The 12,462-nt window shown below is 73.1% G+C and carries 16 protein-coding genes; 11 read left to right on the top strand and 5 right to left on the bottom strand.

Annotated elements, in window-relative coordinates; genetic code table 11:
• Nucleotides 1-79: 79 nt before the first annotated feature.
• From GA0070609_RS25905 to rraA, 5 genes are all read left to right on the top strand, one after another.
• Nucleotides 80-1,087, top strand: a complete 1,008-nt coding sequence (locus tag GA0070609_RS25905; RefSeq protein ID WP_088996201.1) for a Bug family tripartite tricarboxylate transporter substrate binding protein — start codon at nucleotides 80-82, stop codon at nucleotides 1,085-1,087.
• Nucleotides 1,088-1,092: 5 nt separating this feature from the next.
• Nucleotides 1,093-1,764, top strand: coding sequence for a tripartite tricarboxylate transporter TctB family protein (locus tag GA0070609_RS25900; RefSeq protein WP_197700188.1), 672 nt, complete (start codon nucleotides 1,093-1,095; stop codon nucleotides 1,762-1,764).
• Nucleotides 1,764-3,266, top strand: coding sequence for a tripartite tricarboxylate transporter permease (locus tag GA0070609_RS25895; RefSeq protein WP_088996200.1), 1,503 nt, complete (start codon nucleotides 1,764-1,766; stop codon nucleotides 3,264-3,266). The genes GA0070609_RS25900 and GA0070609_RS25895 overlap by 1 nt, the downstream gene beginning before the upstream one ends.
• A complete protein-coding gene (locus tag GA0070609_RS25890; RefSeq protein WP_088996199.1) occupies nucleotides 3,263-3,655 on the top strand; it encodes a universal stress protein in 393 nt (130 codons plus the stop codon). The genes GA0070609_RS25895 and GA0070609_RS25890 overlap by 4 nt, the downstream gene beginning before the upstream one ends.
• A 101-nt stretch (nucleotides 3,656-3,756) precedes the next feature.
• Entirely contained in the window at nucleotides 3,757-4,251 is a 495-nt protein-coding gene (gene rraA / locus GA0070609_RS25885; RefSeq protein ID WP_088996198.1) for a ribonuclease E activity regulator RraA, read from the top strand.
• A gap of 80 nt (nucleotides 4,252-4,331) precedes the next feature.
• On the opposite strand, the gene GA0070609_RS25880 is transcribed toward rraA, so the two are convergent.
• Nucleotides 4,332-5,150: a hypothetical protein gene (locus GA0070609_RS25880; protein ID WP_088996197.1), complete on the bottom strand. Its 819-nt coding sequence runs from the start codon at nucleotides 5,148-5,150 to the stop codon at nucleotides 4,332-4,334.
• A gap of 74 nt (nucleotides 5,151-5,224) precedes the next feature.
• Here GA0070609_RS25880 and GA0070609_RS25875 point away from each other — a divergent pair, with 74 nt between their 5' ends.
• Entirely contained in the window at nucleotides 5,225-6,169 is a 945-nt protein-coding gene (locus GA0070609_RS25875) for a Ppx/GppA phosphatase family protein (RefSeq protein ID WP_088996196.1), read from the top strand.
• A gap of 75 nt (nucleotides 6,170-6,244) precedes the next feature.
• Nucleotides 6,245-7,051 carry a sugar phosphate isomerase/epimerase family protein gene (locus tag GA0070609_RS25870; protein ID WP_172899405.1) on the top strand — a complete coding sequence of 269 codons (807 nt, stop codon included), beginning with the start codon at nucleotides 6,245-6,247 and terminating at the stop codon, nucleotides 7,049-7,051.
• Nucleotides 7,052-7,075: 24 nt separating this feature from the next.
• On the opposite strand, the gene GA0070609_RS25865 is transcribed toward GA0070609_RS25870, so the two are convergent.
• The 3 genes from GA0070609_RS25865 to GA0070609_RS25855 are packed head-to-tail and all read right to left on the bottom strand — an operon-like array spanning nucleotide 7,076 to nucleotide 9,117.
• A complete protein-coding gene (locus GA0070609_RS25865) occupies nucleotides 7,076-7,660 on the bottom strand; it encodes a CGNR zinc finger domain-containing protein (RefSeq protein WP_088996195.1) in 585 nt (194 codons plus the stop codon).
• Nucleotides 7,661-7,679: 19 nt separating this feature from the next.
• Complete coding sequence (locus GA0070609_RS25860; protein WP_088996194.1) at nucleotides 7,680-8,846, bottom strand: glutathionylspermidine synthase family protein; 1,167 nt, start codon at nucleotides 8,844-8,846, stop codon at nucleotides 7,680-7,682.
• Between the two features lies 1 nt (nucleotide 8,847).
• A complete protein-coding gene (locus GA0070609_RS25855) occupies nucleotides 8,848-9,117 on the bottom strand; it encodes a hypothetical protein (protein ID WP_231928420.1) in 270 nt (89 codons plus the stop codon).
• Between the two features lie 175 nt (nucleotides 9,118-9,292).
• Between GA0070609_RS25855 and GA0070609_RS25850 the strand changes: the two genes are divergently transcribed.
• Nucleotides 9,293-10,213, top strand: a complete 921-nt coding sequence (locus GA0070609_RS25850; protein WP_088996193.1) for a proline dehydrogenase family protein — start codon at nucleotides 9,293-9,295, stop codon at nucleotides 10,211-10,213.
• 1 nt (nucleotide 10,214) lies between these two features.
• On the opposite strand, the gene GA0070609_RS25845 is transcribed toward GA0070609_RS25850, so the two are convergent.
• Nucleotides 10,215-10,616, bottom strand: coding sequence for a VOC family protein (locus GA0070609_RS25845; protein WP_408630680.1), 402 nt, complete (start codon nucleotides 10,614-10,616; stop codon nucleotides 10,215-10,217).
• An 83-nt stretch (nucleotides 10,617-10,699) separates the two neighbouring features.
• Between GA0070609_RS25845 and GA0070609_RS25840 the strand changes: the two genes are divergently transcribed.
• The 3 genes from GA0070609_RS25840 to GA0070609_RS25830 are packed head-to-tail and all read left to right on the top strand — an operon-like array spanning nucleotide 10,700 to nucleotide 12,400.
• Entirely contained in the window at nucleotides 10,700-11,497 is a 798-nt protein-coding gene (locus GA0070609_RS25840; protein WP_088996191.1) for an alpha/beta fold hydrolase, read from the top strand.
• Nucleotides 11,490-12,065, top strand: coding sequence for a TetR/AcrR family transcriptional regulator (locus tag GA0070609_RS25835; protein ID WP_088996190.1), 576 nt, complete (start codon nucleotides 11,490-11,492; stop codon nucleotides 12,063-12,065). Before GA0070609_RS25840 ends, GA0070609_RS25835 begins: the two co-directional genes overlap by 8 nt.
• Nucleotides 12,065-12,400, top strand: a complete 336-nt coding sequence (locus GA0070609_RS25830; protein ID WP_088996189.1) for a YrdB family protein — start codon at nucleotides 12,065-12,067, stop codon at nucleotides 12,398-12,400. The genes GA0070609_RS25835 and GA0070609_RS25830 overlap by 1 nt, the downstream gene beginning before the upstream one ends.
• The last annotated feature ends 62 nt before the right edge of the window (nucleotides 12,401-12,462 follow it).

The following is a 12,462-nucleotide window of genomic DNA, read 5'->3' as shown; positions in this document are numbered from 1 at the left end:
GTGACACAACGCAGACGCCCGGCCCGCCCGCAGGCCATCATCTTGCCGCCGGACTTATTCGAAACGGAAGAGAAACAAGATGGCAACTAGGAGAAACGTGCTGGTCATGGGCGTCGCCGCCGCCACGGCGCTGGCCCTGGCTGCCTGTGGCGCCACCGCCGAGAAGAACGAGGGTGGCGCCGGCGGCAACGGCAAGCCGGCCACCGGTCTGCGGATCATGGTGCCGAACACCCCCGGCGGCGGGTACGACACCACCGCCCGCACCGCCGCCAAGGTGATGGAGGACGCCAAGATCGCCACCGGCGTGCAGGTCTTCAACCTGCCCGGCGCGGGCGGAACGGTCGGCCTCCAGCGGACCGTGAACGAGAAGGGCAACGGCAAGCTCGCCATGCAGATGGGGCTGGGCGTGGTCGGTGCCTCGTACACCTCCAAGTCCTCGGCGACGCTCACCCAGACCACCCCGCTGGCCAAGCTGATCGAGGAGGCCGGCGCCATCGTGGTGCCGAAGGACTCCCCGTACCAGACCATCGGCGACCTGGTCGCCGCCTGGAAGGCCAACCCCAAGGGACTCGCCGTCGGGGGCGGCTCGTCGCCCGGCGGCCCCGATCACCTGCTGCCGATGCAACTGGCGAAGACCGTCGGCATCGACCCCCGCCAGGTCAACTTCGTGTCGTACGACGGCGGCGGTGAGCTGCTGCCGGCCGTGCTCGGCGGCAAGGTGGCCTTCGGCGCCAGCGGCTTCGGCGAGTTCCTCGACCAGGTCGAGGCCGGCCAGATCCGGGTCCTCGCGGTGACCAGCGAGGGCCCGATCGAGGCCCTCAAGGATGTGCCGACGCTCAAGGCGTCCGGAGTCGACCTGGTCTTCACCAACTGGCGGGGCATCGTCGCGCCGCCCGGCATCAGCGACGCCGACAAGAAGGTCTGGATCGACGCGCTGACGAAGATGCACGAGTCCGAGGAGTGGAAGGCCGAGCTGAAGAAGCGCGGCTGGACCGACGCCTTCGTCACCGGCGACGAGTTCGCCACCTTCCTGACCGAGCAGGACAAGGCGGTCGCCGACGTGCTCAAGCAGCTCGGGCTGGCGTGAGCGCCATGACGACTCGACCGGACCGGGGCGGCGACCAGCCGTCCCGGCCCTCGGCCGTGGCGAGATCCGTACCGCCGATCCCGGCGCAGGGGGGCACGGAGCGTACGCCGGACCAGCCGGAGGCGGCGCGGTCCGACCCGGCCGACGTCCCGCCGACGGTCGCGGACCCGACGGTGCAGGACGGCCCGGCGCCGAAGCCGGACCGGGCGCAGTACGGGGTCTGCGCGTTCCTCGCCCTGGTCGGCGGCCTGGTGATCGCCGACGCGACGCGCATCGGGCACGCGGTCAACAGCGCCGACCCGATCGGGCCCAAGCCGGTGCCGATCCTGCTCGGGGTGCTGCTGCTGATCGTCGCGGGGATCTACGCAGTGGACGTGGCCCGGGGCGGCGCGGGTGAGCCGGAGGCCGGGGAGGACGTGGACCTGACCACTCCGATCGACTGGCGGACGGTGCTGCTGCTGATCGGCGCGTTCCTGGTCAACGCCGTGCTGATCGACCGGCTCGGCTGGGTGATCAGCGGCACGCTGCTCTTCTGGGGCTCGGCGTTCGCGCTCGGCAACCGGCACTACGTCCGCAACCTGTCGATCGCCGTCGCGCTGTCGCTGGTCACGTTCTACACCTTCGCCATCGGGCTCGGCGTCAACCTGCCCGCCGGCGTGCTGCAAGGGATCCTCTGATGGACAACCTCGCGTCCCTCCTCGACGGGTTCGCCAACGTGGTGACCCCGATGAACCTGCTGATCGCGTTGCTCGGCGTGACCATCGGCACCGCCGTCGGCGTGCTGCCCGGCATCGGGCCGGCGATGACGGTGGCGCTGCTGCTGCCGGTCACCTACGGGATGGAGCCGACCCAGGCGTTCATCATGTTCGCCGGCATCTTCTACGGCGGCATGTACGGCGGCTCGACCACCTCGATCCTGCTGAACACCCCCGGCGAGTCGTCCTCGGTGGTGACCGCGATCGAGGGCAACAAGATGGCGAAGGCGGGCCGGGCCGCGCAGGCGCTGGCCACCGCCGCGATCGGCTCGTTCGTCGCCGGCACCATCGCCACCCTGTTGCTGGTGGTGGTCACCCCGCCGGTGGTGCAGTTCGCGATCAGCCTCGGCGCGCCCGACTACTTCGCGCTGATGCTGCTCTCCTTCGTGGCGGTCACCGCGGTGCTCGGCGCTTCCCGGGTACGTGGCTTCGCCTCCCTGCTGATCGGCCTGGTGATCGGCGTGATCGGGATCGACCAGACCGGTCAGCAGCGGCTCACCCTGGGGATCCCGCAGCTCGCCGACGGCATCGACGTGGTCGTGGTGGCGGTCGGGATCTTCGCTGTCGGCGAGGCGCTCTGGATCGCCGCGCACCTGCGCCGGCGGGCCGCCGAGGTGATCCCGGTCGGGCGCCCGTGGATGGGGCGGCAGGACTGGCGGCGCTCCTGGAAGCCGTGGCTCCGTGGCACCGCGTACGGGTTCCCGTTCGGCGCGCTGCCGGCGGGCGGGGCGGAGATCCCGACCTTCCTGTCGTACGCCACCGAGAAGAAGCTGACGAAGCACCCGGAAGAGTTCGGCCGCGGGGCGATCGAGGGGGTCGCCGGCCCGGAGGCGGCCAACAACGCGTCCGCCGCCGGCACGCTGGTGCCGATGCTGGCGATCGGCCTGCCCACCAACGCCACCGCCGCGGTGATGCTGGCCGCCTTCCAGCAGTACGGCATCCAGCCCGGGCCGCTGCTCTTCGAGCGGGAGTCCGCCCTGGTCTGGACGCTGATCGCCAGCCTCTTCGTGGGCAACCTGCTGCTGCTGGTGCTCAACCTGCCACTCGCCCCCGCCTGGGCTCGGCTGCTGCGGGTCCCGCGCCCGTACCTCTACGCCGGGATCCTCTTCTTCGCCTCGATGGGTGCGTACGCGGTCAACGCCTCGCCGTTGGACCTCTTCCTGCTGCTCACCCTCGGCCTGATCGGATTCGGCATGCGGCGCTTCGGGCTGCCGATCCTGCCGCTGATCGTCGGGGTGATCCTCGGTCCCCGTGCCGAGTTGCAGGGCCGGCGGGCGTTGCAGCTCTCCGGCGGCGAGCTGCACGGGCTGATCGGCGGGTGGGTGTCGTGGCTGATCTACGCCCTGATCCTGGTGGTGCTGCTCTGGCCGTTGCTCGGCCGGTTCGTGGTCCGTCCGCTGCGAGGAAGGTTGGTGACCGGATGACGGTGCTGGTGGGGTACGTGCCCTCGCCGATGGGCGAGGCGGCCCTGCGGGCCGCCGTGGAGCAGGCCCGGTTCCGCGACGAGTCGCTGCTGGTGGTGAACACCTCGCGCGGCGACGCGTATGTCGACCCGCGCTTCGCCCAGGAGGCCGATCTGGACCGGGTGGTCCGCGAGCTGACCGCCGCGGGCGTGCCGCACACGGTCCGGCAGCTGGTGCGGGGCCGGGACGCGGCGGAGGAGATCGTCGAGATCGTCCGGACGGAGGACGTCTCACTGGTGGTGATCGGAATCCGGCACCGGAGTCCGGTGGGCAAGTTGATCCTGGGCTCCACCGCTCAGGAGATCCTGCTCGACGCACCCTGCCCGGTGCTCGCGGTCAAGACCGACTGAATGGGCCGTCGACGTCGACGGGGGCTCCCGGACTGAGGAAAGTCCCGCCTGCACCCGTCACCGCCCCCCGATCCGAACCCCGAGTGAGAGAAGGACGAACCATGCAGACACCGCAGACGCCAGCGACCGCCGACCTGTACGACCGGTACGGCGACCGGCTCGGCTCGTGCGACACGCAGCTGCGCCAGTTCGGCGGCGTCCGTGCCTTCGGCGGACCCGCCGTCACGGTTCGCTGCTTCGAGGACAACGCCCTGGTGAAGGCGGTCGTCTCCGAGCCCGGGGAGGGCCGGGTGCTGGTGGTGGACGGGGGCGGATCCCTGCACACCGCCCTGATGGGCGACCTCATCGCCGCCACGGCGGCGGAGAACGGCTGGGCCGGTGTGGTGATCAACGGGGCCGTCCGCGACGTCGCCGCCCTGCATACCCTCCCGCTCGGCATCAAGGCGCTCGGCGCGAACCCGCGCAAGAGCGCCAAGACGGGCGCGGGTGAGCGGGACGTGCCGGTCTCCTTCGGCAACTGCGTCTTCGAGCCGGGCGCCCAGGTGCACAGCGACGACGACGGCATCGTCGTCCTGCTCCCCGGCGGGCAGATGTAGGGGGCTGCTCAGCGGGCGTTACGGAGGGCCGAGCTGATCTCGTCGACCGCGGTCGGCCGGCTCTCCGCCGCGCCGGTCGATCAAATCTGCTGATCCTCGCCGGCCGGGTGGGGGGCGATCTGGCCCTGGCGCAGCCGCGCCGCGCACATTTCCGCCAGCCTCGCGTACGCCGGGGCGCCGATCAGCGCGGTCAGCTCCGGGCCGTAGGAGACGTACATCGGCTCCGCGCCGACGTGCGCGTCGGTCGACGAGGTGCACCACCAGTCCAGGTCGTGCCCGCCGGCGCCCCAGCCCCGCCGGTCGAACTCCGACAGCGTGGAGACCAGCACCTTGGTGTTGTCCGGCCGCTTCACCCAGTCCTGGTCCCGGCGGATCGGCAACTGCCAGCAGACGTCCGGCTTGTACTCCAGCGGGTGCACCCCGTCGCGCAGCGCCTGGGCGTGCAGCGCGCAGCCGCCCCCGGCCGGGAAGTCCGCGTCGTTGAGGAAGACGCAGGGGCCGTCCGCGTCCTGGGTCGCGGTCCGCCGGGCCGGGTTCTTGCCGTCGACGGTGTCCTCCTCGGTCCACTGCTTGAAGCCGCGCCGGAAGTGCTGCCAGGTTTCCGGGGTGAGCCGCTTGACCGCGGAGCGGACCCGCTTCTCGTCGTCGGAGTCGGTGAAGAACGCGCCGTGCGAGCAGCAGCCCTCGGCGGAGCGGCCGGCGATGATGCCGTGGCAGCCCCGGCCGAAGACGCACGTCCAGCGGGAGAGCAACCAGGTGAGGTCGGCCCGGATCAGGTGCTGCTCGTCGGCCGGGTCGGCGAACTCGACCCACTCCCGGGGAAAGTCCAGCGGCACCTCGCGACTGCGCGGGTCGGCCGGGTCGTCCACCAGCACGCGGAGTTCGATCTGCCCTGTCACCCGGCCCAGCGTACGCGCGGTGCCGCCCGCGGGCCGCCGAGCCGCGCAAACGAGTTGGCCCTAGGGTCGACAGCATGCGACTGGGTGTCCTCGACGTCGGCTCCAACACGGTGCACCTGCTGGTGGTCGACGCCCACCACGGCGCGCACCCGTGGCCGGCGCACTCGGAGAAGGTGGTGCTGCGCCTCGCCGAGCAGATCGGCCCGGACGGCGCGCTCACCGAGGCGGGCGCGGACGGCCTGGTCAAGGCCGTCAGCATGGCCAAGGCGGCGGCCGCAGGGCTGGCGACCGACGACCTGCTCGCGTTCGCCACCTCCGCCGTCCGGGACGCCACCAACGCGCCCGAGGTGCTGGCCCGGGTCCACGACGAGACGGGCGTACGCCTGACGGTGCTCTCCGGTGCGGACGAGGCCCGACTGACCTTCCTCGCGGTCCGGCGCTGGTTCGGCTGGTCCGCCGGCCGGCTGCTGGTGCTGGACATCGGCGGCGGCTCGCTGGAACTCGCCGCCGGCATCGACGAGGAGCCGGACGTCGCGGAGTCGCTGCCGCTCGGCGCCGGCCGGCTGACCCGCGACCGGCTCGGTACCAGCCCGGACGGTGCCGCCCCGCCGCCGGCCGAGCGGGTGAACGAGCTGCGGTCGTACGTCGACGGGCTGCTCGACCCGGTGGTGAAGCGGATGACCGAGGTGGGCTGGGAGCGGCCGGTGGCCACCTCGAAGACGTTCCGCACCCTGGCCCGGCTGGCCGGCGCGGCCCCGTCCGGGGCCGGGCTCTGGGCCCGCCGCCGGCTGACCCGGGCTGGGCTGCGGCAGGTGCTCGGCTTCATCCGGCACATCCCGCCGGCCCAGCTGGTCGAACTCGACGGGGTCAGCGCCGGCCGGGCGCACCAGTTGCTGGCCGGCGCGGTGGTCGCCGAGGCGGCGATGCGCCGGCTGGACGTGGACGCGCTCGACATCTGCCCCTGGGCGCTGCGCGAGGGCGTGATCCTGCGCCGGCTGGACCAGCTCGATCCGGTGTGATCCGGCCGAGCGGTTGGCACCGGTTTGCGGCTGCTCGTCACGATGCCGTCACCGGAGCGGGCTACCCTGACAGGTGTGACTTCCCCAGTCCCGGTGCTCCTGTCCAGTTCCTCGGTCTTCCCTGAGCGGACCGCGGCGGCGTTCCAGCTGGCCGCGGCGCTGGGCTACGACGGCCTCGAGGTGATGGTCTGGACGGACGCCGTCAGCCAGGACGCCGGCGCGCTGCGCGGCCTGTCCGAGCACTACGGCGTGCCGGTGCTCTCCGTCCACGCCCCCTGCCTGCTGGTCACCCAGCGGGTGTGGAGCCCCGACCCGTGGGAGCGGCTGCGCCGCTCCGCCGAGCTGGCCGCGACGCTCGGGGCGCCGACCGTGGTGGTGCACCCGCCCTTCACCTGGCAGCGGGACTACGCGCGCAACTTCGCCGACGGGCTCGACAAGATCGCCCGGGAGTACCCCGACCTGCGGTTCCCGGTGGAGAACATGTACCCGGTCCGGATGGCCGGCCGGCAGTTCGTGCCGTACGTCCCGGGCTGGGACCCGACCGACACCGGCTACGCCTCCTACACGCTCGACCTGTCGCACTGCGCCGCCTCGCACAGCGACGCCATAAAGATGGCCGACCGGATGGGCGCCGGCCTGGTCCACGTGCACCTCGGCGACGGCACCGGCGAGGGGCGGGACGAGCACCTGGTGCCGGGGCGCGGCAGCCAGCCCTGCGCGGAGCTGCTCTCCTCGCTGGCCGGGCGGGGTTTCACCGGCTCGGTCGCGGTGGAGGTCAGCACCCGGGGCGCGAAGAGTCGCGCGGTGCGCGAAGCGGACCTGCGCGCCGCGTTGGAGTTCGCCCGCGAGCACCTGAGCACCCCGTCGCCGGTGGACGCCTGACCGGCGCCCGCCGGGCGGGGCGGCTCAGCTGACCGGGGTCAGCGACTCGGCCGGGGCCGGCTGGGCGGCCACCGTCGCCTGCTCGCCGACCGCGGCGCGCTTGCGGGCGCGGTGCGCGGCGACGTGCGAGCGGGTGGCGCAGCGCTCCGAGCAGAACCGCCGGCAGCAGTTGGACGAGGTGTCCAGGTAGACGTTGCCGCAGCGCTCGTCCGCGCAGACGCCGAACCGGGCGCTGCCGTACTCGCAGAGCCAGACCGACAGCCCCCACACCGCGCCGGCGAGGTATTCGGCGCTCACCGAGGAGCCGCGGCTGGTCACGTGCATGTGCCAGTCGCTGGAGTCGTGCCCCGAGATGCGCGGCTGCACCGGGAACGCCTCCAGCAGCGAGTTGAGCTCGGCCACCGCCTCGCCGTCCCGCCCGGAGGTGCCGTACTCGAAGACGTCGCGCAGCCGCTTCTGCGCCCGCCGGAAGATCGCCAGGTCCCGCTCCGCCACCTCGTCGCGCATCCACGCGTTGTCGTCGGGGAAGAGGGCCCGCAGGTTGTCGAGGTCGTCCAGGCGGGCGTTGACGAGATCAACGCCGGTCCGGGCGTACGCGTCGAAGTTCACGCCCCCAACGGTAGACGACTCAGCTGCCACGCGGTGCGTCGATGTAGTGCGGCAGGAACCGGGCGTAACCGTCGGTGATCAGACTCACGCTCTCCCGGACCCCGACCCCGGCCGACTCGCCGTCGACGATCCAGCTGCCCAGCACCATCCGGTTGCCGGCGAACTCGGGCAGCGCCCGGAACTCCTGGTAGCACCAGCCCTCGTCGCCGTAGATCCCGGGATTGGTGAACTCGGTGCCGGCGGTGACGATCCGCACCGAGCCGCCCTCCCGGCCGAGCAGCGGCTTCGCCACGTAATCGGACATCCCGCGCGGCCCGTCGAGATACGCCGGCAGCAGCAGCTCGTGCCCCGGATAGAGCTCCCAGAGCACGGCCAGCAGCGCCTTGTTCGACAGCAGCAGCTTCCAGGCCGGCTCGATCCAGGTGGTCGGGCTGCCCGGGTCGAGCGCGAGCGGCCCGTACGGCTCGGCCAGCATCCACTCCCACGGGTAGAGCTTGAAGCAGGTGGTCACCGGCCGGTCGGCGGCGTCGACGAAGCGCCGGCCGTCCCAGCCGATCTCCTGGATCGGCAGCAGCTCGACGTCCAGCCCGGCCTGGCGGGCGGTCTCGGCCAGGTAGCCGGCGGTCATGTGGTCCTCGCCGGTCTCCTCCTCGTTCGACCAGACCACGTGCACCCGCCGGTCGTGCAGGCCGGCCCCGATCTTCGCCCAGGCGCCGACCAGTCGCTCGTGCAGGCTGTTCCACTGGTCCAGCTCGGGCCGGGTGTGCTCCAGCCAGTACCACTGGATGATCGCTGCCTCGACCAGCGCGGTGGGGGTGTCCGCGTTGTACTCCAGCAGCTTCGGCGGCCAGCTGCCGTCGTACCAGAGGTCGAAGCGCCCGTAGAGGGTCGGCGGCCGCTCCCGCAGCGACCGGGCCACCGCCTCGGCCGCCCAGGCCGGGATGCCGTACTCGGCGTAGCGCTGTCGGGCGACCACGTGCTCGGCGGCGGCCACCGACATCCGGTGCAGCTCCTCGGTCGCCTCCTCCAGCCGGAGCACCTCGTCCAGCTCGAAGGCGTACGCCGCGGTCTCGTCCCAGTACGACATCACCCCGCCGTCGGGCAGTTCGGTGTCGACGTACACCAGGCCCTGCTCCCGGATGGTGGTGTCCCAGCCGGGCCGTGGAGTGACCGACTCGCGGCGCACCTCAGCCGCCGCAGGCGGCGAGGTGGGTGCCGAACCCGCCGCGTTCCGGCACGGCCGCGGCGGCCGGCTCGGGGGCGGTACGCCCGGTGGTGGCCGCCGGTGCCTGCAGCGCCAGCGCGACGGTGTCGCCACCGCCGGCCGGCCCGAGGGCGCAGTCGTCGTCATCGTCGTCGGAGGTCAGGTTGCAGCCGGAGAGGGCGAGGGCGAGCGCGGTCAGCGCGCCGAGCTGCACGGAGGCCGACCGGAGCCGGCGGTGGGGGCGTTGTTCCACGGCATCGTTGTAGCCGATCTCCGCCAGTCGCGCCGCCCCGGGTGGGTGGTCGAAGCGACCCGGCCGGCCCGGTCGGAGCGGCCCGGGGCGGCACGGCGGCGGCGGTGCCGGCCGGCTGGTCGCGCACCCCGCCGCCGCCCGGCGGACGGCCGCGCAGGGGCGTTACGCTCAGCGCATGCTCCGTTCCGTCATCCTCGCCGCCTCCCGGTCATCCCAGGTCGAGCGGCTCGTCGCGACGGCCCCGTTCACCCGGGACGTCGTCCGCCGGTTCGTCGCCGGCGCCAAGACCGACGACGCGTTGCGCGCGACCCGCGGGCTCGTCGACAACGGTCTCGCGGTCACCCTCGACAACCTCGGTGAGGACACCGTCACCCCCGAGCAGGCCAACGCCACCCGGGACGAGTACCTGCGGCTGCTGCGGATGCTCGCCGAGGCGGGGCTCACCCCGGCCGCCGAGGTGAGCGTCAAGCTCTCCGCGCTCGGGCAGGCGTTCGACGAGCAGTTGGCGTACGACAACGCGCGGTCGATCTGCCTGGCGGCCGACGAGGTGGGCACCACGGTCACCCTGGACATGGAGGACCACACCACCACCGACTCGACCCTGGACATCCTGGCCAAGCTGCGCAAGGACTTCCCGTCGACCGGCGCGGTGCTGCAGGCGTACCTGCGGCGGACCGAGTCGGACTGCCGCGAGCTGGCCACGGCCGGTTCCCGGGTGCGGCTGTGCAAGGGCGCCTACAAGGAGCCGGAGTCGGTGGCCTACCAGTCCGCCCGCGAGGTGGACAAGTCCTACGTCCGGTGCCTGAACATCCTGATGTCCGGCGAGGGCTACCCGATGCTGGCCACCCACGACCCCCGGCTGATCGCGATCGGCGAGGACCGGGCCCGCTGGTTCGACCGCGGGCCGGAGCAGTTCGAGTTCCAGATGCTGTACGGCATCCGGCCGGAGGAGCAGGCCCGGCTGGTCGGCGAGGGCTACACGGTGCGGACGTACCTGCCCTACGGCGAGGACTGGTACGGCTACCTGATGCGCCGGCTCGCCGAGCGCCCGGCCAACCTGATGTTCTTCGGCCGGGCCCTGATCTCCAAGAAGTGAGTCACCCGTTCGACCAGCCCCGGGTGCTGAGCACCAGGCGGTAGCCGTCCGGATCGGCCACCGTCACCCCCCAGCGGTCCCAGTACGGGCCGGCGGAGACCCTCGTCCCGCCGGCCCGTTCCAGTTTCCGGACCAGGTCGTCGTCAACTGGCCCGTCCAGGTAGAGCACGAGCAGGCCCTCGTCGGTCGGGGTCGGTTCGGCGGCGAGCGTGGCGCCGCCGACGAGTTCCAGGTGCCAGTGCGCGGCTGGCCAGCCGACCATCAGCAGGTCGTGCGTGCCCGGCCCGGTGGCGGTGGAGCGCCAGAGCACGTCGAGGCCGAGCCCACCGACCCAGAAGCGCTCGGCGGCGGCCAGGTCGCGGCTCGGGCGGGCGATGCGCAGGTGGGGAACCGTGTTGGTGATCGACATGGCAGGAATCCTGCGACCTGAAGTCGGGTCGAGGTCAAGCCTTGACGGTGATGGCTAATGAGGTTAGCTTTTAGGGTATGAACGTTAGCTACGTGGCGCGGGACGGCGGACGGATCGCCTACGACGTGCGCGGCCAGGGGCCGCTGGTGGTGCTCTCGCACGGCATGGGCGAGAACCGGGGCTCCTTCCGGCACCTGGTCCCGCTCCTCGTGGCGGCGGGGCACCGGGTGGCGTCGGTGGACGTCCGGGGGCACGGCGACTCCAGCGCCGGCTGGCCGTCGTACGCCCCGGCGGAGGTCGCCGCCGACCTGCTGGCCGTGGTCCGCGACCTCGACGGCGGGCCGGCCACCCTGGTCGGCAGCTCGTCCAGCGCGGCGGCGGTGGTCTTCGCCGCCGCCGACGCCCCCGAGCTGGTCAACGGCATCGTCCAGGTCAGTCCCTTCGTCGAGCAGCCGAAGCTCAACCCGTTCCTGCGGGTCGCGCTGGCCGCCGTGCTGCGCAGCCCCCGGCTGTTCGGGCTGTTCCACCGCACGCTCTTCCCGTGCGACCGGCCGGCCGACGACGCGGCGTACCGCAGGGCGATGGTCGCCAAGCTGCGCGAGCCCGGCCGGATGGCCGCGACCCGGGGGGTGGCCGCGCCGGTCGAGCCGCACTGGACGGCCCGCGCCCGGGAGGTCCGGCAGCCGGTGCTGGTGCTGATGGGCACGAAGGACCCGGACTTCCCCGACCCCGGCGCGGCGGCCCGGGCGGCCCGCCGGCTCTTCGCCACCGCCGAGGCGCGGATGATCGACGACTCCGGCCACTACCCGCACGCCGACCAGCCGGCGCGGACGGCCGCCCAGCTCACCGAGTTCCTGGCGGTAACCGGTGCCTAGGGTCGGGCTCAACCAGCAGGCCGTGGTGCGCGAGGCGGCCCGGCTCGCCGACGAGGTCGGTGCCGACCAGCTCACCCTCGCCGCGCTGGCCGGCCGGCTCGGCGTCGCGCTGCCCAGCCTCTACAAGCACGTCCGGGGTGCGGACGCGCTGGCCCAGAAGCTCTCCGCGCTGGCCACCGCCGAGCTGGCGGACGAGCTGACCACGGCCGCCGTCGGCCGGGCCGGCGGGGACGCGCTGCGGGCCGCGGCGCACGCCTACCGGGCGTACGCCCGCCGGCACCCCGGCCGCTACCCGGCCACCCAGCGGGTGCCCGATCCCACCGATCCGGAGCACGTCGCCGCCGGCGAGCGTGCCGTCGGCGCCATCTTCGCGATCCTGCGGGGCTACGGGCTCGACGGCGACGCGGCCACCGACGCCACCCGGATGCTGCGTAGCACCCTGCACGGGTTCGTCTCGTTGGAGGCCGCCGGCGGGTTCGGCCTGCCCCGCGCGGTCGACCGCTCGTTCGACCACCTGATCACCGCCCTGGACGCCGCGTTCCAGTCCTGGCCCCGCGCGGAGTCCTGATGTACGCGCTGGGTCTGCTGCTGCTCTTCGTGTTGGAGCTGGCCGTGCTGGTGGTGGGCGGCTGGTGGGGCTGGACGCTGGACGCCGCCCTCCCGGTCCGGCTGGCCGCCGCCGTCGGCGTGCCGCTGCTGCTCGCCGCGCTGTGGGGCGTCCTCGGCTCGCCCAAGGCCACGGTGCCGCTGCGGCCGGCCGCCAAGCACGCGTTCCAGGCGGCCTGGTTCGTCGTCGGTGGCGTGCTGCTCGCCGTGCTCGGCCGGCCGGTGGCCGGTGTCGCGCTGGTCGTGGCCTGGGCGGTCACCGTCACCCTGCTGCGACGGGCCGGCCGCCCGGCCTGACCGGGGCCGCCGTCGGAGCGGCCGGAACCGGTTGGCGGCGTTCGACCGCCGGTCGGTGACCT

This window comes from Micromonospora echinaurantiaca (assembly GCF_900090235.1).
GTDB classification, from domain to species: domain Bacteria; phylum Actinomycetota; class Actinomycetes; order Mycobacteriales; family Micromonosporaceae; genus Micromonospora; species Micromonospora echinaurantiaca.
The sequence above is the reverse complement of the archived record's forward strand: the minus strand, read 5'-3'. Positions and strand labels throughout refer to the sequence as shown.

What these genes read in the sequence shown, in the direction of transcription:
- GA0070609_RS25905 (WP_088996201.1), top strand. Translation starts at nt 80, where the DNA reads ATGGCAACTAGGAGAAACGTGCTGGTCATGGGCGTCGCCGCCGCCACG.
- GA0070609_RS25900 (WP_197700188.1), top strand. Translation starts at nt 1,093, where the DNA reads ATGACGACTCGACCGGACCGGGGCGGCGACCAGCCGTCCCGGCCCTCG.
- GA0070609_RS25895 (WP_088996200.1), top strand. Translation starts at nt 1,764, where the DNA reads ATGGACAACCTCGCGTCCCTCCTCGACGGGTTCGCCAACGTGGTGACC.
- GA0070609_RS25890 (WP_088996199.1), top strand. Translation starts at nt 3,263, where the DNA reads ATGACGGTGCTGGTGGGGTACGTGCCCTCGCCGATGGGCGAGGCGGCC.
- rraA (WP_088996198.1), top strand. Translation starts at nt 3,757, where the DNA reads ATGCAGACACCGCAGACGCCAGCGACCGCCGACCTGTACGACCGGTAC.
- GA0070609_RS25875 (WP_088996196.1), top strand. Translation starts at nt 5,225, where the DNA reads ATGCGACTGGGTGTCCTCGACGTCGGCTCCAACACGGTGCACCTGCTG.
- GA0070609_RS25850 (WP_088996193.1), top strand. Translation starts at nt 9,293, where the DNA reads ATGCTCCGTTCCGTCATCCTCGCCGCCTCCCGGTCATCCCAGGTCGAG.
- GA0070609_RS25840 (WP_088996191.1), top strand. Translation starts at nt 10,700, where the DNA reads ATGAACGTTAGCTACGTGGCGCGGGACGGCGGACGGATCGCCTACGAC.
- GA0070609_RS25830 (WP_088996189.1), top strand. Translation starts at nt 12,065, where the DNA reads ATGTACGCGCTGGGTCTGCTGCTGCTCTTCGTGTTGGAGCTGGCCGTG.